At 60.9% G+C, this 24,306-nt stretch carries 19 protein-coding genes, 2 tRNA genes and 1 pseudogene; 2 read left to right on the plus strand and 20 right to left on the minus strand.

Annotated features, from left to right (window positions below; genetic code table 11):
• Positions 1 to 31: 31 nt before the first annotated feature.
• The 11 genes and pseudogenes from infB to rlmE all read right to left on the minus strand — a co-directional run bounded on the left by infB (position 32) and on the right by rlmE (position 11,183).
• Complete coding sequence (gene infB / locus GKC70_RS20325) at positions 32 to 2,569, minus strand: translation initiation factor IF-2 (RefSeq protein WP_342649729.1); 2,538 nt, start codon at positions 2,567 to 2,569, stop codon at positions 32 to 34.
• A 27-nt stretch (positions 2,570 to 2,596) separates the two neighbouring features.
• Complete coding sequence (nusA, locus tag GKC70_RS20330; RefSeq protein WP_029613928.1) at positions 2,597 to 4,078, minus strand: transcription termination factor NusA; 1,482 nt, start codon at positions 4,076 to 4,078, stop codon at positions 2,597 to 2,599.
• A gap of 59 nt (positions 4,079 to 4,137) precedes the next feature.
• On the minus strand, positions 4,138 to 4,596 hold the full coding sequence (rimP, locus tag GKC70_RS20335; protein ID WP_029613927.1) for a ribosome maturation factor RimP: 459 nt from the start codon (positions 4,594 to 4,596) through the stop codon (positions 4,138 to 4,140).
• A 130-nt stretch (positions 4,597 to 4,726) separates the two neighbouring features.
• Positions 4,727 to 4,803, minus strand: a tRNA-Met gene (locus tag GKC70_RS20340).
• Between the two features lie 99 nt (positions 4,804 to 4,902).
• Positions 4,903 to 4,988 (minus strand) — tRNA-Leu (locus GKC70_RS20345).
• A 21-nt stretch (positions 4,989 to 5,009) separates the two neighbouring features.
• Complete coding sequence (gene secG / locus GKC70_RS20350) at positions 5,010 to 5,402, minus strand: preprotein translocase subunit SecG (protein WP_029613926.1); 393 nt, start codon at positions 5,400 to 5,402, stop codon at positions 5,010 to 5,012.
• A gap of 4 nt (positions 5,403 to 5,406) precedes the next feature.
• A pseudogene (gene tpiA, locus GKC70_RS20355) lies at positions 5,407 to 6,161 on the minus strand (triose-phosphate isomerase).
• A 66-nt stretch (positions 6,162 to 6,227) separates the two neighbouring features.
• On the minus strand, positions 6,228 to 7,568 hold the full coding sequence (gene glmM / locus GKC70_RS20360; protein WP_342649730.1) for a phosphoglucosamine mutase: 1,341 nt from the start codon (positions 7,566 to 7,568) through the stop codon (positions 6,228 to 6,230).
• Positions 7,569 to 7,585: 17 nt separating this feature from the next.
• Positions 7,586 to 8,437, minus strand: coding sequence for a dihydropteroate synthase (gene folP / locus GKC70_RS20365; protein ID WP_029613923.1), 852 nt, complete (start codon positions 8,435 to 8,437; stop codon positions 7,586 to 7,588).
• Between the two features lie 8 nt (positions 8,438 to 8,445).
• Complete coding sequence (gene ftsH / locus GKC70_RS20370; protein WP_342649731.1) at positions 8,446 to 10,353, minus strand: ATP-dependent zinc metalloprotease FtsH; 1,908 nt, start codon at positions 10,351 to 10,353, stop codon at positions 8,446 to 8,448.
• Positions 10,354 to 10,556: 203 nt separating this feature from the next.
• Positions 10,557 to 11,183 carry a 23S rRNA (uridine(2552)-2'-O)-methyltransferase RlmE gene (gene rlmE / locus GKC70_RS20375; protein ID WP_342649732.1) on the minus strand — a complete coding sequence of 209 codons (627 nt, stop codon included), beginning with the start codon at positions 11,181 to 11,183 and terminating at the stop codon, positions 10,557 to 10,559.
• 102 nt (positions 11,184 to 11,285) lie between these two features.
• Between rlmE and GKC70_RS20380 the strand changes: the two genes are divergently transcribed.
• A complete protein-coding gene (locus GKC70_RS20380) occupies positions 11,286 to 11,594 on the plus strand; it encodes a YhbY family RNA-binding protein (protein ID WP_029613920.1) in 309 nt (102 codons plus the stop codon).
• Between the two features lie 12 nt (positions 11,595 to 11,606).
• On the opposite strand, the gene GKC70_RS20385 is transcribed toward GKC70_RS20380, so the two are convergent.
• From GKC70_RS20385 to grpE, 8 genes are all read right to left on the minus strand, one after another.
• Positions 11,607 to 12,056 carry an MFS transporter gene (locus GKC70_RS20385; protein ID WP_342649733.1) on the minus strand — a complete coding sequence of 150 codons (450 nt, stop codon included), beginning with the start codon at positions 12,054 to 12,056 and terminating at the stop codon, positions 11,607 to 11,609.
• On the minus strand, positions 12,034 to 12,516 hold the full coding sequence (gene greA, locus GKC70_RS20390; RefSeq protein ID WP_342649734.1) for a transcription elongation factor GreA: 483 nt from the start codon (positions 12,514 to 12,516) through the stop codon (positions 12,034 to 12,036). The genes GKC70_RS20385 and greA overlap by 23 nt, the downstream gene beginning before the upstream one ends.
• A complete protein-coding gene (gene carB, locus GKC70_RS20395) occupies positions 12,513 to 15,734 on the minus strand; it encodes a carbamoyl-phosphate synthase large subunit (protein ID WP_342649735.1) in 3,222 nt (1,073 codons plus the stop codon). The genes greA and carB overlap by 4 nt, the downstream gene beginning before the upstream one ends.
• Before the next feature lie 106 nt (positions 15,735 to 15,840).
• The gene (carA, locus tag GKC70_RS20400; RefSeq protein ID WP_342649736.1) at positions 15,841 to 16,977 is read right to left on the minus strand and encodes a glutamine-hydrolyzing carbamoyl-phosphate synthase small subunit; all 1,137 of its coding nucleotides are present in this window, start codon (positions 16,975 to 16,977) and stop codon (positions 15,841 to 15,843) included.
• A 211-nt stretch (positions 16,978 to 17,188) separates the two neighbouring features.
• Positions 17,189 to 17,992 carry a 4-hydroxy-tetrahydrodipicolinate reductase gene (gene dapB, locus GKC70_RS20405; RefSeq protein ID WP_342649737.1) on the minus strand — a complete coding sequence of 268 codons (804 nt, stop codon included), beginning with the start codon at positions 17,990 to 17,992 and terminating at the stop codon, positions 17,189 to 17,191.
• A gap of 13 nt (positions 17,993 to 18,005) precedes the next feature.
• A complete protein-coding gene (gene dnaJ / locus GKC70_RS20410; protein WP_342649738.1) occupies positions 18,006 to 19,130 on the minus strand; it encodes a molecular chaperone DnaJ in 1,125 nt (374 codons plus the stop codon).
• 201 nt (positions 19,131 to 19,331) lie between these two features.
• Positions 19,332 to 21,257, minus strand: a complete 1,926-nt coding sequence (dnaK, locus tag GKC70_RS20415) for a molecular chaperone DnaK (protein WP_039575114.1) — start codon at positions 21,255 to 21,257, stop codon at positions 19,332 to 19,334.
• A 102-nt stretch (positions 21,258 to 21,359) separates the two neighbouring features.
• Positions 21,360 to 21,914, minus strand: coding sequence for a nucleotide exchange factor GrpE (gene grpE, locus GKC70_RS20420; RefSeq protein WP_342649739.1), 555 nt, complete (start codon positions 21,912 to 21,914; stop codon positions 21,360 to 21,362).
• A 179-nt stretch (positions 21,915 to 22,093) separates the two neighbouring features.
• Between grpE and recN the strand changes: the two genes are divergently transcribed.
• A complete protein-coding gene (gene recN / locus GKC70_RS20425; protein WP_342649740.1) occupies positions 22,094 to 23,767 on the plus strand; it encodes a DNA repair protein RecN in 1,674 nt (557 codons plus the stop codon).
• Between the two features lie 82 nt (positions 23,768 to 23,849).
• Here the strand turns inward: recN and fur are convergent, their stop codons facing one another.
• Complete coding sequence (gene fur, locus GKC70_RS20430; protein WP_028695114.1) at positions 23,850 to 24,254, minus strand: ferric iron uptake transcriptional regulator; 405 nt, start codon at positions 24,252 to 24,254, stop codon at positions 23,850 to 23,852.
• Between the last annotated feature and the right edge of the window lie 52 nt (positions 24,255 to 24,306).

Raw genomic sequence — 24,306 nt, forward strand, 5'->3', positions numbered from 1 at the left:
AGAGCGGCGGGGCTTGGGCCAGACCCGCACCTTAAAGGGTTCGAGCAACCTGGACTTTCTCGAAGACTTCGATCTTGTCGCCGACCTTGACGTCGTTGTAGCTCTTCACGCCGATACCGCACTCCATGCCATTACGCACTTCGGAGGCATCGTCCTTGAAGCGACGCAGGGACTCCAGTTCGCCTTCGAAGATCACCACGTCCTCGCGCAGAACGCGGATAGGACGATTGCGGTACACGGTACCTTCGATGACCATACAGCCAGCGATGGCGCCGAACTTCGGCGAACGGAACACGTCACGGACCTCGGCAACGCCCAGGATATTCTCGCGAACATCGCTGCCCAGCATGCCGGTCAGGGCTTTCTTGACGTCTTCGATGATGTCGTAGATCACGTTGTAGTAACGCATATCCAGACCTTCCTGCTCGACGATCTTGCGAGCACCCGCATCGGCACGCACGTTGAAACCGAACAGTACTGCATTCGAAGCCAGCGCCAGGTTGGCATCGCTTTCGGTGATACCACCGACGCCGCCACCGATGACACGAACCTGAACCTCGTCGTTGCCCAGTCCACCCAGCGAGCCCTGGAGGGCTTCCAGCGAACCGCGTACGTCGGTCTTGAGCACGATGTTGAGGGTCTTCTTCTCTTCCTGACCCATGGTCTCGAAGATATTTTCCAGCTTGCCGGCGTGAGCACGGGCCAGCTTGACCTCACGGTACTTGCCTTGACGGAACAGGGCGACTTCGCGCGCCTTCTTCTCGTCAGCCACCACCGACAGTTCGTCACCGGCTTCCGGCGTACCGTCCAGACCGAGAATTTCGACCGGGATCGATGGACCGGCTTGCTTCACAGGCTTGCCGTTCTCGTCGAGCATGGCACGCACGCGGCCATAGTTGGAACCGACCAGGACCATGTCGCCCTGACGCAGCGTACCGTCCTGAACCAGGATGGTGGCCACCGGACCGCGACCCTTGTCCAGACGCGACTCGACGACGACGCCACGACCAGGTGCGGTCGGGGTGGCAGTCAGCTCGAGAATCTCGGCCTGCAGCAGGACGGCTTCGAGCAGTTCGTCGACACCGGTACCCATCTTCGCCGAAACCTTGACGAATGGCGTGTCACCACCCCAGTCCTCGGAGGTCACGCCTTCGACGGCCAGCTCGTTACGAATGCGATCGAGGTCGGCACCCGGCTTGTCGATCTTGTTCACCGCGACGACTAGCGGAACACCGGCGGCCTTGGCGTGCTGAACGGCTTCGCGGGTCTGCGGCATCACGCCGTCGTCCGCTGCCACCACCAGGATAACGATGTCGGTAGCCTTGGCACCGCGGGCACGCATCTGGGTGAACGCAGCGTGACCCGGGGTATCGAGGAAGGTGACCATACCGCGGTCGGTTTCCACGTGGTAGGCACCGATGTGCTGGGTGATACCACCCGCCTCGCCCGCCGCGACCTTGGCGCGACGAATGTAGTCGAGCAGCGAAGTCTTACCGTGGTCGACGTGACCCATGACGGTCACGACCGGCGCACGGGACTCGACTTCACCTTCGAATTTCAGCGATTCGGCCAGGGAGTCTTCCAGGGCAGTGTCGCTGACCAGCGTGACCTTGTGGCCCAGCTCTTCGGCGACCAGCTGCGCGGTTTCACGGTCGAGCACCTGGTTGATGGTGACCGGAGTGCCCAGCTTGAACATGAACTTGACCACTTCAGCGGCTTTCACCGACATCTGCTGCGCCAACTCGGAGACGGTGATGGTCTCGCCGATGCTGACGTCGCGGATGACCGGACCGGTCGGGCTCTGGAAGCCATGCTGGTTGCGCTTCTTCAGCTTGCCCTTGCCGCCACGGCCACGGCGTGCGCCATCGCTCTCTTCGTCCGTGGTGCGCGGGGCAGCACGTGGAGTCGGGGCTTTTTCCTTCTCCTTGACCTTGACCTTGATGGACACGCGAGGGGCCTCGCCACGACGCTCACCCGCACCGCTACGACGATCGTCGTCACGGCCACGGCTTTCGTTGCGGCGGTTTTCGTCTTTCTTGCGCTCGGCGGCGCGGGCAGCCGCGTCATCGGCCACCGGGGCGTCCGCGACCACTGGCTGAGCAGCGGCAGGTGTCGGCTCGGTGCGCGCAGCAGGTGCAGCAGCCGATGCCTCGGAGGTCTGGCGACGCGCCTGTTCCTCGTTACGCTGACGCGTCTCGGCCTCGACCTTCTCGCGTGCAGCATTCTCGGCGGCGCGGCGCTCATCGGCCTCGCGCTTCTGCTCGGCCTGGATTTCTTCCGGGCTGCGCTGCACGAATACTTTCTTCTTGCGTACTTCTACGCTAATGCTCTTGCTACCGGCGACACGCAGGGTGCTGGTGGTTTTGCGCTGCAAGGTAATCTTGCGCGGCTCTTCCGCCTTGCTCTTGTGGCTGCTTTTCAAATGAGTCAGCAGGGTCTGCTTCTCATTGTCGGTCACTACCTGACCGGCGTCGGTGTGCGGCAGACCTGCCTCACGCATCTGCTGCAGCAGGCGCTCTACCGGTGCCTCGACCTCTTGGGCCAGTTCTTTCACCGTGACTTGCGTCATGCACTTCTCTCCTCAGGCCGCGCCTAATTACTCGAACCAGTGGGCTCGGGCGGCCATGATCAACTTGCCGGCACGCTCTTCGTCGATGCCGTCGATGTCGAGCAGGTCGTCGATCGACTGCTCGGCCAGGTCTTCGCGGTTAACCACGCCGCGCACCGCCAGTTCCGCCGCCAGATCCTTGTCCATACCCTCGAGGGAGAGCAGGTCTTCGGCCGGATGGGCGTCTGCCAGTTTTTCTTCGGTAGCGATGGCCTTGGTCAACAAACGGTCCTTGGCACGAGCACGCAGCTCGTTGACGATATCCTCGTCGAAGCCATCGATGTTGAGCATTTCTTCCAACGGTACGTAAGCAATTTCTTCGAGGCTGGTAAAGCCTTCGTCGACCAGCACCTGTGCCAGTTCTTCGTCGACCTCCAGTTCCTCGATGAAGTTACGCAGGATGTCACCCGTTTCAGCTTGCTGCTTGGCCTGGATGTCCTTCTCGGTCATTACGTTCAGGGTCCAGGCCGTCAACTGACTGGCGAGGCGAACGTTCTGACCGCCACGACCGATGGCCTGGGCCAGGTTGTCCTCGGCGACGGCGATGTCCATGGCATGGGCATCTTCATCGACGATGATCGCAGCGACCTCGGCTGGCGACATGGCGTTGATGACGAATTGCGCCGGGTTCTCGTCCCACAGGACGATGTCCACGCGCTCGCCACCCAATTCACCGGAAACAGCCTGCACACGCGAACCGCGCATACCGATGCAGGCGCCTTGCGGATCGATGCGCTTGTCCTTGGAGCGCACGGCAATCTTGGCACGCGAACCCGGATCACGGGACGCCGCCATCACCTCGATCAACCCCTCGGCAATTTCCGGCACCTCGATGCGGAACAATTCGATCAGCATCTGCGGCGCAGTACGCGACAGGATCAGCTGCGGACCGCGGTTTTCGGTACGAATTTCCTTGAGCAGCGCACGCAAGCGCACGCCGACACGGAAGGTTTCCCGCGCAATGATGTCTTCACGCGCCAGCAGCGCCTCGGCATTGTTGCCCAGATCGACGATGACGTTGTCGCGGGTCACTTTCTTGACGGTGCCGGAAATGATCTCACCGACTCGCTCACGGTAAGCGTCGACCACCTGAGCGCGCTCGGCCTCGCGGACCTTCTGCACGATCACCTGCTTGGCGGTCTGGGCGGCGATGCGACCGAACTCGATCGACTCGATCTTTTCCTCGATCACGTCGCCGATCTTGGCTTCGGGATGCGTGTCCTTGATCTTGTCCAGCCAGGTCTCGATCGCCGGATCGTCCAGGTCATTTTCGTCGACCACGGTCCAACGGCGGAAGGTCTCGTAGCTACCGGTGTGGCGGTTGATTTCCACACGCAGATCGACTTCGTCTTCAAAACGTTTCTTGGTTGCAGTGGCCAGAGCCACTTCCAGCGCTTCGAAAATGACGCCGGGCGGTACACCCTTTTCGTTGGATACCGATTCAACAACCAGCAGTACTTCTTTGCTCATCGTACGCCTCGCCTTGCGCAAGCCATTAGGCCCGGAATGTCCACCGGCCCCGGCACGTCTCAGTCAAAACTGGGAATAATATTGGCCTTGTCGATCGAGTCGATCGGCAACAGGAATTCATTGGTATCCACCTGGACCACCACGTCCTGATCCTCGACACCGCGGAGAAGGCCCTGGAAGTTGCGACGCCCTTCGAAAGGCGTGCGCAGCTTGATCTTCACTTGTTCGCCGGCATGCAAAGCAAACTGTTCCAACGTGAACAGCGGGCGATCCATGCCTGGAGAGGAAACCTCAAGGGTGTATTCACTGCTGATCGGGTCTTCCACGTCGAGGATGGCACTGGCCTGACGGCTGACCGCTTCGCAGTCGTCCACCAGAATTCCTCCGTCCTTGTCGATATAGATGCGCAGTACCGAATGCTTGCCTTGGGAAACGTATTCGATCCCCCAGCACTGATAGCCCAGACCCTCGACAACCGGGGCCAACAAGGCCTGCAACTGTTCTAGCTTGCTCGACACCTGAACCCCCTCGTGCATGCTGTGCAAATAAAAAATGGGCAAAGCGCCCATCCCTGAAAGCGCCGTTGAACAACGACGCGAAGAACTGTTCAGCTAGCAAAAAGCCCCTGAAAAGGGGCTCCGCTGAAACTGGTTGCGGGGGCTGGATTTGAACCAACGACCTTCGGGTTATGAGCCCGACGAGCTACCAAGCTGCTCCACCCCGCGACAAAGCTGGGGCGGAAGTATAAGACCGAACCCTATGCTGGGTCAATCCGACCTCCACCTGCAAGAAAGCCCGCTCAAAGCGGGCTCTCATGCTTCAATTGGTACCGAGAAGGGGACTCGAACCCCTACACCCTATGGGCACAACCACCTCAAGGTTGCGTGTCTACCAATTCCACCACCTCGGCAATATTACAACTTGAAACCCGTCACTTCTGCTCTTCTGCTGGAGGAGGGACGTCACCTTTTGGGGCGGCTTCACTCTTCTGCTGCTGGAGCACCGGTACATCATCATTTACTGCCGGCTTTTGCTCTTTGACTTCCAGCACCGCTGGATCTGGCAAACCAGCTTGAGTCAGCTGGTGTGCCTGCTGCTTGGCGAAGTATCCTAACCCAAGTGCAGTCAAAAAGAAAGTGGCGGCAAGTATAGCAGTAAACTTACTCAGGAAGGTAGCAGAACCTTGGCTTCCGAACACAGTATTTGAAGCGCCTGCGCCGAAAGATGCACCTGCTTCCGCACCTTTACCCTGTTGCATCAGTACCAGCGCCACCAGCGCCAGCGCAGCCAACAGATGAAAAACAACTACGACTGTTTCCAGCATATGTTCAGTTTCCTGCGGCGCGACAAATTGCACCGAATTCGTCTGCGTTCAGGGATGCTCCACCAATGAGCCCCCATCAATATCCGGCATGCCGAACAGTTCGGCCGCATTGGCCGCCTTCACGCTACCGCCGTAGAGAAGCTGCATATTCGCTGCAACTTCGGCATCCAGCGACGCCAACTGAGCACGGATGGCGGCGTGCACATCCTGAGCCTGCTGCGGCGAAGCCGTCAAACCCGTGCCGATGGCCCATACAGGCTCATAGGCGATGACCGCATTGGCAAATACCGCAACACCCAAGGCATCGATGATACTACCTAGTTGCCGCCCTACAACTTCTAGTGTCTTGCCAGCCTCGCGCTCCGCGAGAGTTTCCCCTACACAAAGCACAGGTTTTAATCCACCTGCTTGAGCGGCTGCAAACTTGTGAATCAGGATTTCGTTCGTTTCGCCAATGATCTGACGACGCTCAGAGTGCCCAATCAACACCAACTTGCAACCCACTTCAGCCAACTGACTCGGCGCAACTTCACCGGTCAACGCACCCTGTTCGGGCTGTACTGCAGAATTCTGTGCTCCGACGATGATTTCCGTCTCGCTCAATTCATCGATGACCTGACCGATGAACAACGCCGGAGGAAACACCGCCACTTCGATACCGCTCGGAAGAACCAGATTCTTCAGGTTCAGGCTCAGCTCAGCGACGCTGGCGCGGGTACCGTGCATCTTCCAGTTACCAGCTACCATGGGGCGACGCATGCTCTACCTCGTCGGTCAAAGTGGGCGCAGATCTTACCCAACCAGAATCGCGCTGGCAAGCGTCTTTCAGGCACAAACTTCAGCGACGACCTTGGCCAAGGCCTCGGCGTGGCCACGCACCTGGTTTTCATCATCGCCCTCGACCATCACCCGCACCAGCGGCTCAGTCCCGGACTTGCGCAACAGCACGCGACCACGACCGGCCATCGCCTCGGTCACTTTGGCACTGGCCTCTTGCACCGCTGAGTTTTCCAGCGGATCGGCACCGCCTGCGCCATAGCGGACATTGATCAGCACTTGCGGACATTTGCGGATGGCCTGGCGTGCCTGGGCCAGGTTTTCACCACGACGCCTGAGTGCCATCAACACCTGCAGCGCAGCGATGATCGCATCGCCCGTGGTGGTATGGTTGCAGCACACCACGTGCCCCGAGTTCTCGCCGCCCAGTTGCCACTCACGCTCGATCAGTTCGGCCATGACGTAACGATCGCCGACCTTGGCACGGGCAAACGGAATATCCAGGTCCTTGAGCGCCAACTCCAGGCCGAGGTTGCTCATCAGCGTCCCTACCACACCGCCTTGCAACTTACCGCGCTCATGCAGATCGCGGGCAATGATGAACAACAACTCGTCGCCGTCGACGATGGCGCCGGTGTGATCGACCATCAGCACCCGATCTCCATCACCGTCGAAGGCGATACCCAAGTCCGCATGCCCCACCAGCACGGCAGCCTGCAGGGACTCGATGTGCGTGGAACCGCAGTTTTCATTGATGTTCAAGCCATCCGGCTGCGCGCTGAGCACCGTGACATCGGCACCCAACTCACGGAACACGTTGGGCGCCACTTTGTAAGTAGCGCCATGGGCGCAGTCGACGACCAACTTGAGCCCTGCGAAATCAGTGCTGCTGGGGACGCTGCTCTTGCAGAACTCGATATAGCGTCCAGCCGCATCGTTGATCCGCGACACCTTGCCCAACTTGCTCGACTCCACCACGTTCATTGGCTGGTCAAGCAACTCCTCGATCATGAGCTCCACTTCGTCTGGTAACTTCGTGCCGGAACCGGAGAAGAACTTGATGCCGTTGTCGTCATGCGGGTTGTGCGAGGCGCTGATGACGATGCCCGCCTCGGCATGGAAGGTGCGCGTCAGATAAGCGATCGCGGGGGTCGGCATCGGGCCAAGCAGCATGACGTCAGCACCGGCCGCCGACAAACCGGCCTCCAGGGCGGACTCGAACATGTAGCCGGAGATCCGGGTGTCCTTGCCCACCAGAACACGGCAGTGGCCGTGCTTGCGGAAAGCCATGCCTGCTGCCCAACCGAGCTTCAGCATGAAGTCGGGAGTGATGGGGTATTCGCCGACGCGGCCACGAATACCATCGGTACCAAAGTATTTCCTGCTCATAGTGTCTCCAAACGTTCTTATTCGGCGTTCTGCACCGCAGCGATCATGCGCACCACATCGACGGTCTCGGCCACATCATGAACACGCAGGATGCTTGTGCCCATGGTCATGGCCAACGCCGCCAGCGCCAGACTGCCGTAGAGACGCTCACCAACCGGACGGTCCAGCGCCAGGCCTATCATGCTTTTGCGCGAGACGCCCACCAGCAAGGGGCGACCCAGGCAATACAAAGCTTCCAGGTGCTTGAACAGGCTCAGGTTGTGCGCCAGGTTCTTGGCAAAACCAAAGCCTGGGTCGAGGATGACGCGCTCGGGAGCAATGCCCGCCGCCGCGCAGGCAGCGATGCGCTGCTCCAGATAACGCGCCACCTCGGCGGTGACATCGTCGTAGCGCGGATTGTCCTGCATGTTACCCGGCTCGCCACGCATGTGCATTAAGCACACGGGAAGGCCGGTACTGGCGGCCGCCTCCAGGGCACCCTCGCGCTCCAGAGCACGAACGTCGTTGATCAGCCCTGCGCCGAGTCGAGCCACTTCGCGCATCACTGTGGGCGTCGAAGTGTCGACCGAGATGATGACATCCAGACGCGCGCTGATCGCTTCGACGATGGGTGCGACTCGACCCAGCTCTTCGTCAGGCGATACCGCGCGAGCTCCAGGCCGAGTGGACTCACCGCCCACATCGATGAGCGACGCGCCGGCCTCAACCATCGCCTCGGCATGCCGAAGCGCCTCGTCGTGGCGGCTGAACCGGCCGCCATCAGAGAAGGAGTCCGGCGTGACATTGAGGATACCCATGACATGGGTGCGGGATAAATCAAGAACCCGGTTGCCGCAAGGCAACCGGGTTGGGTACTGCTGCAAGGTCATAGAAACCCTTAGAGTTGGGCCGCTGGACCACCGATCGGCGACTCGGGACGATCGCCCTGGGACGCTGGCGTGCCAGAGGTGCCGGCATCGTTGTCCCAATCACGCGGTTCGCGCGGAGCACGCCCGGACATGATGTCGTCGATTTGGTCGGCATCGATGGTTTCGTACTTCATCAATGCCTCGGCCATCGCGTCGAGCTTGTCGCGGTTTTCGGTAAGGATCTGCTTGGCGGTGGCATAGCAGTGATCGATGATGCTACGCACTTCAGAATCGATAAGCTTGGCGGTTTCACCCGACACACTGGCCTGCTGGCTGCCGGCACTGCGACCGAGGAAAACTTCGCCCTCCTCTTCGGCATACATCAGCGGGCCGAGTTTCTCGGACAACCCCCACTTGGTGACCATGTTCCGAGCGATCTGGCTGGCGCGCATGATGTCGTTCGACGCACCGGTGGTGACACCGTCGAAGCCCAGCGTCATCTCCTCGGCGATACGTCCACCGTAAAGCGAGCAGATCTGGCTGATCAGCGCACGCTTGGAGAGACTGTAGCGGTCCTCTTCGGGGAGGAACATTGTCACACCCAAAGCACGACCGCGCGGGATGATCGAAACCTTGTACACCGGATCATGCTCGGGAACGATACGACCGACGATGGCGTGGCCGGCTTCATGGTAGGCAGTATTCTGCTTTTCCTTTTCCGACATGACCATGGTCTTGCGTTCAGCGCCCATCATGATCTTGTCTTTGGCCAGCTCGAACTCTTTCATCTCGACCAGACGCTTGCCTGCGCGGGCGGCGAACAACGACGCCTCGTTGACCAGATTGGCCAGGTCGGCACCGGAGAAGCCGGGGGTGCCACGGGCGATGACGGCAGCGTTGACGTTCTCGCCGATTGGCACTTTGCGCATGTGCACCTTGAGGATCTGCTCGCGACCGCGGATGTCCGGCAGACCGACCACCACCTGACGGTCGAATCGGCCCGGGCGCAGCAGTGCGGGATCCAGCACGTCAGGGCGGTTGGTGGCGGCAATGACGATGATGCCATCGTTCATCTCGAAGCCGTCCATTTCTACCAGCAACTGGTTCAGCGTCTGTTCACGCTCGTCATGACCGCCGCCCATACCTGCGCCACGGTGGCGACCAACGGCGTCGATTTCGTCGATGAAGATGATGCAAGGCGCATGCTTTTTGGCCTGTTCGAACATGTCACGAACACGGCTGGCGCCCACACCGACGAACATTTCGACGAAGTCGGAACCGGAAATGGTGAAAAACGGTACCTTCGCTTCACCGGCGATGGCTTTGGCCAGCAAGGTCTTACCGGTACCGGGTGGGCCGACCATCAATACACCGCGAGGAATTCGGCCGCCCAGGCGCTGGAACTTGCCTGGGTCACGGAGGAACTCGACCAGTTCGCCGACTTCCTCTTTGGCCTCGTCGCAACCGGCAACGTCAGCCAGCGTAGTCTTGACCTGGTCTTCGGAAAGCAGGCGCGCCTTGCTCTTGCCGAAGCTCATCGGCCCGCCCTTGCCGCCAGCACCACCTTGCATCTGGCGCATGAAGAACATGAACACGGCAATGATGACCAGGATGGGGAAGCTCGCCACCAGCAACTGAGTCCAGATGCTCTGTTGCTCGGGCTGCTTGCCTTCGACCACGACGTGGTTGTCGACCAGATCGCCGATCAAACCGTTGTCGGCGATGGCCGGACGCACGGTCTTGAAGTTGTCGCCATCAGTACGCTTACCGGTGATGACGGCACCGTCGACGGTGACGCGCTCGACCTTGCCGTCCTTGACTTGCTGAATGAAGTCGGAATAGTTGAGGGTCTGCGGCTCGTTAGGGCTGGAGAAGTTGTTCATCACCGTCACAAGGACGGCGGCGATGATCAACCACAGGATCAGATTCTTTGCCATGTCGTTCAATTAGCTACCCTCTGAGGTCGGCGCACGACGCAGCCGTGCCTCGCATGATAATCACCGCCCTAACTTACTACATTACCTGCGCATCCGCAGGCACCGTCTGTAACCCTTTGTGAAACCTAGACTACACGAAGTTCGGACGTTGCTGATTTCATGGCCGATTGGAATTAACTATCGGCCATTGTGGCAATTCCTGCTCATACGCCTTTGTACCCCCTGGCCAGCAGATACTGCTCACGTGAGCGATCCCGAGACGACGAAGGCTTGCGCATCTGCACCTTTTCGAACTTGCTGCGCACCTCCTTGAGGTACACGTCGAAACCCTCTCCCTGGAAAATCTTGATCAGGAAGTCGCCACCCGGCTTGAGCACGCGAGCGGCCAGGTCCAGTGCCAGCTCGCAGAGGAACATGGCGCGCGGCATGTCCACGGCAGGCGTACCACTCATATTGGGGGCCATATCGGAAATCACAAGGTCGACGTGCGAATCGCCGACGGCCTGCAGGATCTGCTCGAGCACAGAATCCTGGGTGAAGTCGCCTTGGATGAAGGTGACATCGGGAATCGAATCCATTTCCAGAATATCGGAGGCGATCAACCGCCCTTGCCCGCCGATCAGACGACTGGTCACCTGTGACCAGCCACCCGGCGCGGCGCCCAGGTCGATCACGCTCATTCCGGGACGAATGAGTCGATCCTTTTCCTGTATCTCCAACAGTTTGTAGCTTGCGCGCGAACGGTAGCCATCCTTCTGCGCCTGCTTGACGAATGGATCGTTGAAATGCTCTCTCAGCCAGTTATGGCTACTTTTGGAACGCTGCGCCACGGGGCACCTCGATGATTAGCGTCGTGATTGACTGGGCGGAGCCACGGGCCCTCGGGTAAAATGGCCACCAATTTTACAGAATCAGACGAAAAGGGTCAGATTATGCCGCTCAATAACGAGCAGAAGAAACAGTACAAGTCCATTGGCCATGACCTGAAGCCGGTCCTGATCGTTGCCGGCAATGGGCTCAATGAAGGTGTGATCGCCGAGCTGGAGCGTGCGCTCGTCGATCATGAGCTGATCAAGATCGAGATTCGCTCGGAAGATCGCGAGGAGCGCGCCGCTGCCATCGCCGAACTGTGCAAGGCTGGCCGTGCCGAGCTGGTGCAGACCATCGGCAAGAAGGCGCTGATCTACCGCAAGAACCCGCAGCCGAACAAGCAACTGTCCAACATCCACCGCTACAAGTGACGGTGACGCCCGTCAGTGGCGCGCCTTGCGCGCCCTGACAGGAACCGGCTGGGCCACCAGCACGATGCCGGAAAAACCCAGCACCAGGAAACAGAACATCTGCCAGCGCTCACCAACCGATATCCCGTAGCGCAGTGTGTAGTACCCCACACAGGCGCCCAGGCCAAGCAGTAGCATTTGGCCACGGAACTGCCGCCACCACGCCGATAGACCCTCGACTCGCGCCAGCACGACCAGCTGAGTCAACAACCCAAGCAGCGCCACGCCAATCAACCAGCGGTCGATCTGCCCGGCGATGTCCTGCACCAGCAAAGGCGCCAGGCCACTGACCTTGAGCGCCGGTACCAGCCCCACATGAAATACCCACAGGCCGCCGACCCAGAACACCTGGGCCAGTTGCCAGAGGATCCCCTCCAGGGAGGGCGCGCGCTGACGCCGGTCAGATGTGCTTGACTTCGACAATCTCGTACTCGACGGTTCCGCTCGGGGTCTTGACCTCGACGGTATCACCCTCTTCCTTGCCAATGATGGCGCGGGCGATGGGTGCACTGCTCGACAGTTTGCCTTGCCTCACGTCAGCTTCGTCCTCGCCGACGATCTGGTAGGTCACCTCGTCATCGTTCTCGGTGTTGGCCAACACGACGGTGGTACCGAAGATGACCTTGCCGGTGTGAGCGATGGTGGTGACATCGATCACCACCGAGTTCTGCAACCGACCTTCGATATCGCGGATACGTGCTTCGACCATGCCCTGTTCCTCGCGGGCGGCATGGTACTCGGCATTCTCCTTGAGATCGCCCAGCTCACGCGCTTCACCGATCGCCTGGCTCAGGCGCGGGCGCTCGGTCTTGCTGAGGAAAAGCAGCTCTTCTTCCAGGGCGCGGGCGCCCTGGACGGTCATCGGATATTTGGTAATGCTCATGCTTTGAGTCCTGCATGCAGATCCTGCAGGCGACGAACGGTCTTCTCAGGACCGAATTTCAGCGCCTCGCAGATGGCTTCACCCGCCGCGATCGTAGTGGTGCAGTAGATCTTGTGCTGCAGCGCGTTACGGCGAATCGAGTAGGAATCGGCGATCGACTGGCGGCCTTCGGTGGTATTGATGATCAACGACACTTCGTCGTTCTTGATCATATCGACCACATGCGGGCGACCCTCGGTCACCTTGTTGACACGACGCACTTTCAGACCGGCAGCCTCGATTACCTTGGCAGTCCCGGCAGTAGCGACCACCTCGAAGCCCAGGGTGATCAAATCGCGGGCAACAGCAGCCACTTGCGGCTTGTCGTCGTCGCGCACACTGATGAATGCGGTGCCGCTGCTTGGCAACACTTCGCTAGCCCCCATCTGGGCTTTGGCGAAGGCTTCGCCGAAGCTGTCGCCCACACCCATGACCTCACCGGTGGATTTCATCTCAGGGCCGAGGATCGGGTCAACCCCAGGGAACTTGGCGAACGGGAAGACGGCTTCCTTGACGCTGTAGAAGTTCGGGATGATTTCCTCGGTGAAGCCCAGCTCCTTGAGCGACTTACCAGCCATCACGCGTGCAGCGATCATCGCCAGCGAAGTGCCGATGCACTTCGATACGAACGGTACGGTACGCGAGGCGCGCGGGTTGACCTCGATCACGTAGATCTTGTCGCCCTGCAGCGCCAACTGCACGTTCATCAGACCGACCACGCCCAACTCCAGTGCCATCTTGCGCACTTGCTCGCGCACTTCGTCCTGCACGCCTTTGCTCAGCGAGTAGGGCGGCAGCGAGCATGCGGAGTCGCCGGAGTGGACGCCGGCCTGCTCGATATGCTGCATGATCGCGCCGATGACCACGTCGGTACCGTCGCAGACGGCGTCCACGTCCATCTCGATGGCACAGTTGAGGAAGTGGTCGAGCAGCACCGGGCTGTCGTTGGACACTTGCACCGCTTCGCGCAGGTAGCGCTTGAGCTCGTCCAGCTCGTAGACGATCTCCATCGCACGGCCGCCCAGCACATAGGACGGACGCACCACCAGCGGGTAGCCGATATCACCGGCGGCACGGATGGCTTCCTCTTCGCTGCGCACAGTCGCATTCGGCGGCTGCAGCAGGTTCAGGCGCTGGACCATCTGCTGGAAGCGCTCACGGTCTTCGGCGCGGTCGATGGCGTCCGGGCTGGTGCCGATGATCGGTACGCCAGCCTCTTCAAGGGCACGGGCCAGTTTCAGCGGAGTCTGACCACCGTAGTGGACGATGACGCCTTTAGGCTTCTCGACGCGGCAGACTTCCAGTACGTCTTCCAGGGTCAGCGGTTCGAAGTACAGACGATCCGAGGTGTCGTAGTCGGTGGAGACGGTTTCAGGGTTGCAGTTGACCATGATGGTCTCGTACCCGTCTTCACGCAGCGCCAAAGCGGCGTGCACGCAGCAGTAGTCGAACTCGATACCTTGGCCGATACGGTTCGGGCCACCCCCGAGGATCATGATCTTGTCGCGGGTCGACGGATTGGCCTCGCACTCTTCTTCGTACGTGGAGTACAGGTAGGCGGTGTCGGTGGCGAATTCGGCGGCGCACGTGTCGACGCGCTTGTAGACCGGCAGCACGTCAAGCTTGTGGCGGTGACGACGCAGATTCTTGTCGGTCACGCCCAGCAGCTTGGCCAGGCGCTGGTCGGAGAAGCCCTTGCGCTTGAGGCGCAGCATCAGGGCCTTGTCGATGTCGGCCAGGCCGAGGGTCTTGACCTTCTCCTCTTCCTTGATCAGGTCTTCGAGCTGCACCAGGAACCAGTGGTCGATGCCGGTCAGGGCGAAGATTTCGTCGCGGCTCATGCCGGCGCGCAGGGCATCGGCCACATACCAGATGCGCTCGGCACCGGGCACGGTCAGCTCACGCTTGAGAATGCTCGACGCTTCGGAACTGGCCAGATCCACTTTCGGGTCCAGACCGCAGGCACCGACTTCCAGGCCGCGCAGGGCTTTCTGCAGGGACTCCTGGAAGGTGCGACCGATGGCCATGACTTCACCCACGGACTTCATCTGGGTGGTCAGGCGCGCGTCGGCCTTGGGGAATTTCTCGAAGGCGAAGCGGGGCAGCTTGGTGACGACATAGTCGATCGAAGGCTCGAAGGACGCCGGGGTGCGACCGCCGGTGATATCGTTCTGCAGCTCATCGAGGGTGTAGCCGACTGCCAACTTGGCCGCGATCTTGGCGATCGGGAAGCCGGTGGCCTTGGAGGCCAGGGCCGAGGAACGAGAAACCCGTGGGTTCATCTCGATCACGACCATACGGCCGGTGTTCGGGCAGATGCCGAACTGCACGTTGGAACCGCCGGTTTCGACGCCGATCTCACGCAGCACCGCCAGCGAGGCGTTGCGCATGATCTGGTATTCCTTGTCGGTAAGCGTCTGCGCCGGCGCGACGGTGATCGAGTCGCCGGTGTGTACGCCCATCGGGTCGAAGTTTTCGATGGAGCAGACGATGATGCAGTTGTCCTTCTTGTCGCGGACCACCTCCATCTCGTATTCCTTCCAGCCGATCAGCGACTCGTCGATCAGCAGTTCCTTGGTCGGCGACAGGTCCAGACCACGGGCGCAGATTTCTTCGAACTCTTCACGGTTGTAGGCGATGCCGCCACCGGTACCACCCATGGTGAAGGATGGGCGGATGATGCATGGGAAGCCCAGCTTTTCCAGGACCGCATTGGCCTCTTCCATGCTGTGGGCGATGCCCGAACGCGGGCATTCGAGGCCGATGTCCTTCATTGCCTTGTCGAAGCGCGAACGGTCCTCAGCCTTGTCGATGGTGTCGGCGTTGGCGCCGATCATCTCTACGCCGAACTTCTCCAGAACGCCATGGCGCTCCAGATCCAGGGCGCAGTTGAGCGCGGTCTGGCCGCCCATGGTCGGAAGCACCGCGTCTGGACGTTCTTTCTCGATGATCTTGGCCACCGACTGCCACTTGATCGGCTCGATGTAGGTGGCGTCGGCCATGGCCGGGTCGGTCATGATGGTGGCCGGGTTGGAGTTCACCAGGATGACGCGGAAACCTTCCTCGCGCAGGGCTTTGCAAGCCTGGGCGCCGGAATAGTCGAATTCACAGGCCTGGCCGATCACGATCGGGCCAGCGCCGAGAATCAGGATGCTTTTGATGTCTGTACGTTTTGGCATGGTTGTCACTCAAATCCGCGGGTCAGTCGGCAAGCCGTCTTGAACAATCTGGGTCAGGCGCTTCCGGACACGGCACAGGCCGGTCCGGGGCCTCGATGCAGGATGCTCAGCGGCGCTTGGCCATGGCATCGATGAAACGATCGAACAGTGGCGCGACGTCGGTCGGGCCGGGGCTCGCTTCAGGGTGGCCCTGGAAGCTGAACGCGCTCTTGTCAGTGCGCTCGATGCCCTGCAGGGTACCGTCGAACAGCGACTTGTGGATGGCGCGCACATTGCCTGGCAAGGTGGCTTCATCGACGGCGAAACCGTGGTTCTGACTGGTGATCATCACCACGCCGGTGTCCAGATCCTGGACCGGGTGGTTGGCGCCGTGGTGACCGTGGCCCATCTTCATGGTCTTGGCACCGGAGGCCAAGGCCAGCAGTTGGTGACCGAGGCAGATACCGAAGACCGGGATGTCGGTTTCGAGAATGGCCTTGATCGCCGCGATGGCGTAGTCGCACGGCTCGGGATCGCCCGGGCCGTTGGACAGGAATACGCCGTCGGGGTTGAGCGCGAGCACTTCGCTGGCCGGGGTTTGTGCTGGCACGACGGTCAGGCGGCAACCACGGGCGACCAGCATGCGCAGGATGTTCAACTTGACGCCGTAGTCGTAGGCGACCACGTGGTAAGGCAGCTCGGACGCTTCGCGGGTCGGGTGGCTGTCAGTTTTCAGCTCCCAGACGCTGGAGCGCCACTCATAACGCTCCTTGGTGCTGACTTCCTTGGCCAGGTCCATGCCCTTGAGGCCCGGGAAGCCACGGGCGGCGGCGATGGCGGCTTCTTCGCTGATGTCGTCGCCGGCCAGGATGCAACCGTTCTGGGCGCCCTTCTCACGCAGGATGCGGGTCAGACGACGGGTATCGATACCGGCGATGGCCACCACGTTGTTGGCCTTGAGGTACTCGGGCAGCGACTGGGTATTGCGCCAGTTGCTGGCCAGCAGCGGCAGGTCGCGGATCACCAGACCTGCCGACCAGACGCGGTCGGACTCGGCATCTTCGGCGGTAGTGCCGGTGTTGCCGATGTGCGGATAGGTCAGAGTGACGATCTGCTGGGCGTAGGAAGGGTCTGTAAGGATTTCCTGGTAGCCGGTCATAGCGGTGTTGAACACCACCTCACCAACGGTTTGCCCGTCGGCCCCAATGGCCTCACCGCGAAAAATGCTGCCATCAGCAAGGGCGAGTATGGCTGGCTTTGTCAAGAAGACCTCCCGTAAATGACGCATGAAGGGGCGATCGCAGGTTGCAAAAAAGCGGAGTGCCGTATGGATACGTCACCCCGCTTTTATGTGCTGAATTCAATTCTCTGCGCGCTTTTAGTGGATACACTAAAGCTGTAGTTTACAGAAAAGTGAGCTCTCGGTCTACCGCAGATGTGCCGTTTAGACACACGTATGCGACAGACCGATGCGTTCAATGCAGTTCCAGCACATCCTGCATGTCGTACAGCCCGGGCTCGCGCCCTTGCAGCCACAGCGCCGCGCGCACAGCCCCTTTGGCAAAGGTCATGCGGCTGGACGCTTTGTGGGTGATCTCCAGGCGTTCGCCTTCGGCCGCGAACAGCACCGTGTGGTCACCGACGACATCGCCCGCCCGCACGGTCGCAAAGCCAATGGTCTTGCGGTCACGGGCGCCAGTCTGCCCCTCGCGACCATACACCGCCACCTCCTGCAAATCGCGACTCAACGCCTGAGCGACCACCTCGCCCATGCGCAGGGCGGTACCCGAGGGTGCATCGACCTTGTGCCGGTGATGCGCCTCGATGATCTCGATATCGACATCGTCGCCCAACACACGCGCCGCCATGTCGAGCAACTTCAGGCTCAAGTTGACACCGACGCTGAAGTTGGCGGCGAAGACGATCGGAATGTCTTTCCCGGCTTCGGCCAGCAGACGCTTCTCGTCGACACTGAAGCCGGTGGTACCGATCACCATCGCCTTGCCATGCTTGCGGCAGAACGCCAGGTTCTTCAGCGTCACCGAGGGATGAGTGAAGTCGATCAATACATCGAAGTCGTCGGCGACCTTGACCAAGTCATCGGACAGCAGCACACCGATCCGACCGAGGGCCGCCAACTCACCCGCGTCCGCCCCGACCAGAGAGCTGTCGGGGCGATCGATCGCCGCCGTCAGCCCGGCTCCGGAGGTTTGCTGCACCGCTTCGACGAGGGTCTTGCCCATTCGCCCTGCTGCGCCCATTACCGCAATACGTCGCATAGCTTGTTCCTTGTCAGAGATCGCCGAAGAAGCGCTTCACACCCTCGAACCAGCCACTGGCCTTGGGCGAGTGGGAGCTGTCACCCTCGAGCGAATCGCGCAGCTCTTCAAGCAGCTCACGCTGGCGACGACTGAGATTGACCGGCGTTTCCACCGCGACCCGGCACAGCAGATCGCCCGCACCACCACCGCGCACGGGTGCCACACCCTTGCCGCGCAGACGGAATTGCTTGCCCGTCTGAGTACCCTCGGGGATTCGCAACTTTACACGCCCATCGAGAGTCGGTACTTCGAGCTCGCCACCCAGTGCGGCATCGGTGTAGCTGATCGGCACTTCGCAGTACAGGTGCTTGCCATCACGCTGGAAGATCGCATGCTCGCGCACGCTGATGACGACATAGAGATCGCCGGTCGGACCGCCATGGGCGCCCGCCTCGCCTTCGCCGGACAGGCGAATGCGATCGCCGGTGTCGACGCCGGCCGGCACTTTCACCGACAGGGTCTTGTACTCTTCGACACGGCCTTCGCCATGGCACGCCGAGCACGGATCGGTGATGATCTTGCCCTGACCATGACAGCGCGGGCAGGTCTGCTGAACAGAGAAGAAGCCCTGCTGCATACGGACTTGGCCGATGCCGCCGCAGGTCGGGCAGGTAGACGGGGTCGAGCCCTTCTTCGCACCCGTGCCGTCACAAAGCTGACAGTTGACCAGGGTCGGCACACGAATGCTGACCGTCGTCCCACGCACCGCCTCTTCCAGGTTCAACTCCAGGGTGTAGCGCAAATCGCTGCCGCGCTGGGCACCACCGCGACCACCGCCACGGCCACCGCCGAAGAAATCACTGAAGACATCGCCGAAGATATCGGAGAAGTTGGCGCCGCCAAAACCGGCACCGCCGCCGCCCATGCTTGGATCGACGCCGGCATGGCCGTACTGATCGTAGGCTGCGCGCTTGCTGGCGTCGGACAATACTTCGTAGGCCTCGTTGGCCTCCTTGAACTTGTCTTCCGACTCTTTATCGCCCGGGTTGCGGTCCGGATGGTATTTCATCGCCAGGCGGCGATAGGCCTTCTTGAGATCGTTTTCGCTGGCGCCACGCTCGACACCCAGGACCTCATAAAAATCACGCTTTGCCATAGGTCATTCGCACTCTTGAGGGCTTTCGGCATCTGTGCACCGTGCCGTCAGCACCTGCCGCAACACGCCTGATGCGCCCTGACAGATGCTGGAAATATTTCCCGTGTTCCAGACACGCCAACGCGGGAGCAAGCCCCCGCGCGGCGACATCCTACCAGCTCAGCGACCAATGCCGCTGAACCGGCCGACAACATGCAGAAATTACTGCTTGTTGTGGTCTTTCACCTCTTCGAACTCGGCGTCGACCACGTCGTCGTGCTTGGCTTCAGGTTCCGCCTGCTGGGCGCCGCCCTGAGGCTGTTCGCCCTGCTGCTCGGCATACATCTTCTGAGCGACTGGCGCGGACACCTTGGACAGCTCCTCGACCTTGGCGTCGATGGCCGCCTTGTCATCACCCTTCACCGCAGCTTCGAGCGCGACAACGGCTGCTTCGATCGCCGCCTTCTCGTCGGCAGTGACCTTGTCGCCTGCGTCGGCCACCATCTTGCGGGTCGAGTGAACCAGTGCGTCGCCCTGGTTACGGGCAGCGGCCAGCTCTTCGAACTTACGGTCTTCCTCGGCATTTGCCTCGGCATCACGCACCATGCGCTCGATTTCCTCGTCCGACAAACCGGAGTTGGCCTTGATCACGATCGACTGCGACTTGCCAGTAGCCTTGTCCTTCGCGCTGACGTGCAGGATGCCGTTGGCGTCGATGTCGAAGGTCACTTCGATCTGTGGCATGCCACGCGGCGCCGGCGGGATGTCGGCGAGGTCGAACTTGCCCAGCGACTTGTTCTGCGTGGCTTGCTTGCGCTCGCCCTGCAGCACATGGATGGTCACCGCAGCCTGGTTGTCGTCGGCAGTCGAGAACACCTGCGACTTCTTGGTCGGGATGGTGGTGTTCTTCTCGATCAGCGGCGTCATCACGCCGCCCATGGTTTCGATACCTAGGGTCAGCGGGCTGACGTCCAGCAGCAGCACGTCCTTGACGTCACCGGCCAGAACCGCGCCCTGAATGGCGGCGCCCATGGCGACAGCTTCGTCCGGGTTGACGTCCTTGCGCGCTTCCTTGCCGAAGAAGTCGGCAACGGCTTTCTGCACCATCGGCATACGGGTCTGGCCACCGACCAGGATCACGTCGTCGATCTTGCTGGCGTCGATACCGGCATCTTTCAGCGCGATACGGCAAGGCTCGATGGTGCGCTTGACCAGGTCTTCGACCAGCGATTCCAGCTTGGCGCGGGAGATCTTCACGTTCAAGTGCTTCGGACCGGTCGCATCGGCAGTGATGTACGGCAGGTTGACGTCGGTGGACTGGGCCGAGGACAGCTCGATCTTGGCTTTCTCAGCGGCTTCCTTCAGACGCTGCAACGCCAGCGGATCGTTCTTCAAGTCCATGCCGGACTCTTTCTTGAACTCATCGACGAGGTAGTCGATCAGGCGCATGTCGAAGTCTTCGCCACCGAGGAAGGTGTCACCGTTGGTGGCCAGTACTTCGAACTGGTGCTCGCCATCGACTTCGGCGATTTCGATGACCGACACGTCGAACGTACCACCACCCAGGTCATAGACGATCACGGTGTGGTCGCCCTTGGCCTTGTCCATGCCGTAGGCCAGTGCAGCGGCGGTCGGCTCGTTGATGATGCGCTTGACGTCCAGGCCGGCGATGCGACCGGCGTCCTTGGTGGCCTGACGCTGGCTGTCGTTGAAGTAGGCCGGAACGGTGATGACCGCTTCGGTGACCGGCTCGCCGAGGTAGTCTTCGGCGGTCTTCTTCATCTTTTTCAGGACTTCGGCGCTGATCTGCGGCGGAGCCATTTCCTTGCCAGCAGCCTCGACCCACGCGTCACCGTTGCCGGCCTTGACGATCTTGTAAGGCACCAGCTTGATGTCTTTCTGCACGACGTCTTCTTCGAAACGACGACCGATCAGACGCTTAACGGCGAACAGGGTGTTGTGCGGGTTGGTGACGGCCTGACGCTTGGCCGACTGACCGACCAGGATTTCGCCATCGTTGGCGTAGGCCACGATCGAAGGGGTGGTACGCGCACCTTCGACGTTCTCGATGACCTTGACGTTACCGTTTTCCAGAATGGAGACGCACGAGTTGGTGGTCCCCAGGTCGATACCGATGATCTTGCCCATGTTAACTCTCCCGAAACTTGAATGAGGTAGCAGCGACTGCTATTGGCCAACTGCGGAAATACTTGAAGGCTTGACACCTAGATGGGGATGCCCCGACGGATTTCAAGCCTTCTCATCGATCGACGGTTGAGGCGCTGCTGGCGCCTTGCTGACCACCACCATGGCGGGGCGCAGCAGGCGACCGTTGAGCAGATAGCCTTTCTGGAACACCTTGAGCACGCTGTTCGGCTCGACCTCGGCGCTTTCCTGCATGGCCATGGCCTGGTGGTGCTCGGCATTGAACGGCTCGCCGTGCGGATCGACCGATTCCAGGTTGTAGCGCTTGAGAGTGTCCTGGAACATCTTCAGGGTCAGCTCGATCCCTTCGCGCATCGGCTTGATGGCTTCGTCCTCGGCGCTGGACAGCTCGAGGCCGCGCTCCAGGCTGTCGATCACCGGCAGCAGGTCGCCGGCGAATTTCTCCAGGGCGAACTTGTGGGCCTTCTCGACATCCTGCTCGGCACGCCGACGAATGTTCTGCAGGTCTGCGGCAACGCGCAGCGATTGATCCTTGGCGGCGGCCAGCTGCTCCTCGAGCACCTGAACGCGGGCACCGAGGTCCTCGGAGCCGACTTCTTCGGCATTAAGGTTTTGTTCATCCAGCTGTTCGTCAGCCATCGGGGCTCTCCTCCGCATTTTCCGGTGTACAGGCCATGCCTGCCGTGTGTGGCGTTTATATGGGGTCGGAAAAATCAGCTTCAAGGGCTGGGTGATAATCCCTGTCGCCGAACGGCGCTTGGCAGGCTGGAAAAAACTACTGTATAAATAACCAGACATGACCCTCGGGAGCGGCCCTCATGCTGGTGCATCTGTCCATACACAACTACGCCATCGTCGAACACCTGGATCTCGAGCTTGCCCGCGGCATGTCGGTCATCACCGGCGAGACCGGCGCCGGCAAGTCGATCATGCTCGATGCGCTGGGCCTGGCCCTGGGCGACCGCGCCGACAGCGGCGTGGTCCGCCCGGGCGCCGACAAGGCCGACCTGCTCGCCACCTTCGATCTGGCGGACATTCCCGAAGCGCGGACCTGGCTCACCGAGCGCGACCTCGACCACGACGGGCCGTGCATCCTGCGCCGAGTCATCACTGCCGAGGGCCGCAGCCGCGGCTATATCAATGGCACACCCTGCCCGCTCGGCGACCTCAAGGCGCTCGGCGAGCTGCTCATCGATATCCACAGCCAGCACGAGCACCAATCGCTGCTCAAGACCGACACCCATCGGCGGCTGGTCGACGAGTACGCTGGCGCCGTCGACCTGGCGCGCCAAGTGCAATTGGCCGCCCAGCGCTGGCGTCAGACCCGACTGGAACTGGAGCGCCTGTCCAACTCCAGCGATGAGCAACGTGCGCGACATCAACTGCTGAGTTACCAGCTCGAAGAGCTGGAAAACCTGGGCTTGGGCGAAAACGAACTCGAACAACTGGAGCAGGAACACAAGAACCTGACCAATGCCGAGGCGCTGTTCGGCATCTGCCGCCAGGTGATCGACCAGTGCAGCGAGAGCGACTCCGGCAATGTGCTCAGCGCCCTGACCAGCAGCCTCAATCGCCTTTCCGCCGTCAGCGATGCGCCCAAGGCGCTGGGCGAAGCGGTGAACCTGATCGCCAGCGCACAGATCCAGGTCGAGGAAGCGGTCGGCGAACTCAATCGTTTCCTCGACCACTTCGACGCCGACCCGATGCGCCTGCAAGCCCTGGAGGAACGCCTCGACACGCTCTACACCCTGGCACGCAAGCACCGTGTTCATCCGTCCGAGCTGCCACAGTTGCAGCAGCGCTTGATGGACGAACTCGAAGGTCTCAACGCCAGCGACGAATCCGTCGAACGCCTGGGCGACGAGCTGGCGGCCTATGCCCAGCACTATAAAGAGAAGGCCAGCGAGCTCAGCGGGTTGCGCCGACAGGCAGCGGCGCAGTTGGCCGTGGCGGTGGAACAGGAAATCCAGCGCCTGGGCATGCCTGGCGGGCGCTTCTGCATCGAATTGAAACCACTGGAAGGCAGCGAGCTGTCACCGCATGGATCGGAGCAGGTCGAACTGCTGGTCAGCGCCAACCCTGGCCAACCACTCAAGGCCTTGGCCAAGGTGGCGTCGGGGGGCGAACTGTCGCGCATCAGCCTGGCGATCCAAGTCATCACCGCGCAGACCTCGCGCATTCCGACGCTGGTGTTCGACGAGGTGGACGTGGGTATTGGCGGACCGACCGCCGAGATCGTCGGCCAGTTGTTGCGCCGGCTGGGCGAGCGTGGCCAGGTACTGACCGTGACCCATCTGCCCCAGGTGGCTGCTCAAGGTCATCACCATCTGTTCGTGCACAAGGTGCGCAACAGCGAGACCACTCACACGGCAGTGGCCAACCTGGGCAAACGCGAGCGCGTCGAGGAAGTGGCGCGCATGCTCGGCGGCATCGACCTGACCAAGGAGTCACTGGCCCACGCCCGCAAGATGGTGGTCAGCGGCAAAGCCTGACGCCTCACGCTTCCACAAGCCCCTCAGAAAACACAAAGGCGACCCAAGGGTCGCCTTTGTCGTCAGTCACGATCAGAAATCGTTACTTCTTCTTGCGCACATAGAGGACCAGGTTGTGGTCCACCAACTCGTAACCGTGCTCGGCCACGATCTCCCTTTGGCGACGCTCGATTTCAGCATCCATGAATTCGATCACTTCGCTGGTTTCCACATTGACCATATGGTCGTGGTGACCTCCGTCGGCCAGCTCGAACACCGCGTGGCCGCCATCGAAGTTATGGCGAACCACCAGACCCGCTGCTTCGAATTGGGTCAGTACACGGTAGACGGTCGCCAGACCGACGTCCTCACCTGCTTCCATCAGCGCCTTGTAGACGTCCTCGGCACTCATGTGACGCTGCTCGGCAGAATCGAGCATTTGAAGGATCTTTACTCGAGGCAGTGTCACCTTGAGACCGGCTTTGCGCAATTCGCTATTTTCAACCATGGTCAGCTTTCTCGCCGATGCTGCTTCGCAGCTTCTCTTAATACGGGTATGA

This window comes from Pseudomonas sp. REB1044 (genome assembly GCF_038813925.1).
Classification (GTDB): domain Bacteria; phylum Pseudomonadota; class Gammaproteobacteria; order Pseudomonadales; family Pseudomonadaceae; genus Aquipseudomonas; species Aquipseudomonas boreofloridensis.

What these genes read in the sequence shown, in the direction of transcription:
- infB (WP_342649729.1), bottom strand. Translation starts at nt 2,569, where the DNA reads ATGACGCAAGTCACGGTGAAAGAACTGGCCCAAGAGGTCGAGGCACCG.
- nusA (WP_029613928.1), bottom strand. Translation starts at nt 4,078, where the DNA reads ATGAGCAAAGAAGTACTGCTGGTTGTTGAATCGGTATCCAACGAAAAG.
- secG (WP_029613926.1), bottom strand. Translation starts at nt 5,402, where the DNA reads ATGCTGGAAACAGTCGTAGTTGTTTTTCATCTGTTGGCTGCGCTGGCG.
- glmM (WP_342649730.1), bottom strand. Translation starts at nt 7,568, where the DNA reads ATGAGCAGGAAATACTTTGGTACCGATGGTATTCGTGGCCGCGTCGGC.
- folP (WP_029613923.1), bottom strand. Translation starts at nt 8,437, where the DNA reads ATGACCTTGCAGCAGTACCCAACCCGGTTGCCTTGCGGCAACCGGGTT.
- ftsH (WP_342649731.1), bottom strand. Translation starts at nt 10,353, where the DNA reads ATGGCAAAGAATCTGATCCTGTGGTTGATCATCGCCGCCGTCCTTGTG.
- GKC70_RS20380 (WP_029613920.1), top strand. Translation starts at nt 11,286, where the DNA reads ATGCCGCTCAATAACGAGCAGAAGAAACAGTACAAGTCCATTGGCCAT.
- greA (WP_342649734.1), bottom strand. Translation starts at nt 12,516, where the DNA reads ATGAGCATTACCAAATATCCGATGACCGTCCAGGGCGCCCGCGCCCTG.
- carB (WP_342649735.1), bottom strand. Translation starts at nt 15,734, where the DNA reads ATGCCAAAACGTACAGACATCAAAAGCATCCTGATTCTCGGCGCTGGC.
- dapB (WP_342649737.1), bottom strand. Translation starts at nt 17,992, where the DNA reads ATGCGACGTATTGCGGTAATGGGCGCAGCAGGGCGAATGGGCAAGACC.
- dnaJ (WP_342649738.1), bottom strand. Translation starts at nt 19,130, where the DNA reads ATGGCAAAGCGTGATTTTTATGAGGTCCTGGGTGTCGAGCGTGGCGCC.
- dnaK (WP_039575114.1), bottom strand. Translation starts at nt 21,257, where the DNA reads ATGGGCAAGATCATCGGTATCGACCTGGGGACCACCAACTCGTGCGTC.
- grpE (WP_342649739.1), bottom strand. Translation starts at nt 21,914, where the DNA reads ATGGCTGACGAACAGCTGGATGAACAAAACCTTAATGCCGAAGAAGTC.
- recN (WP_342649740.1), top strand. Translation starts at nt 22,094, where the DNA reads ATGCTGGTGCATCTGTCCATACACAACTACGCCATCGTCGAACACCTG.
- fur (WP_028695114.1), bottom strand. Translation starts at nt 24,254, where the DNA reads ATGGTTGAAAATAGCGAATTGCGCAAAGCCGGTCTCAAGGTGACACTG.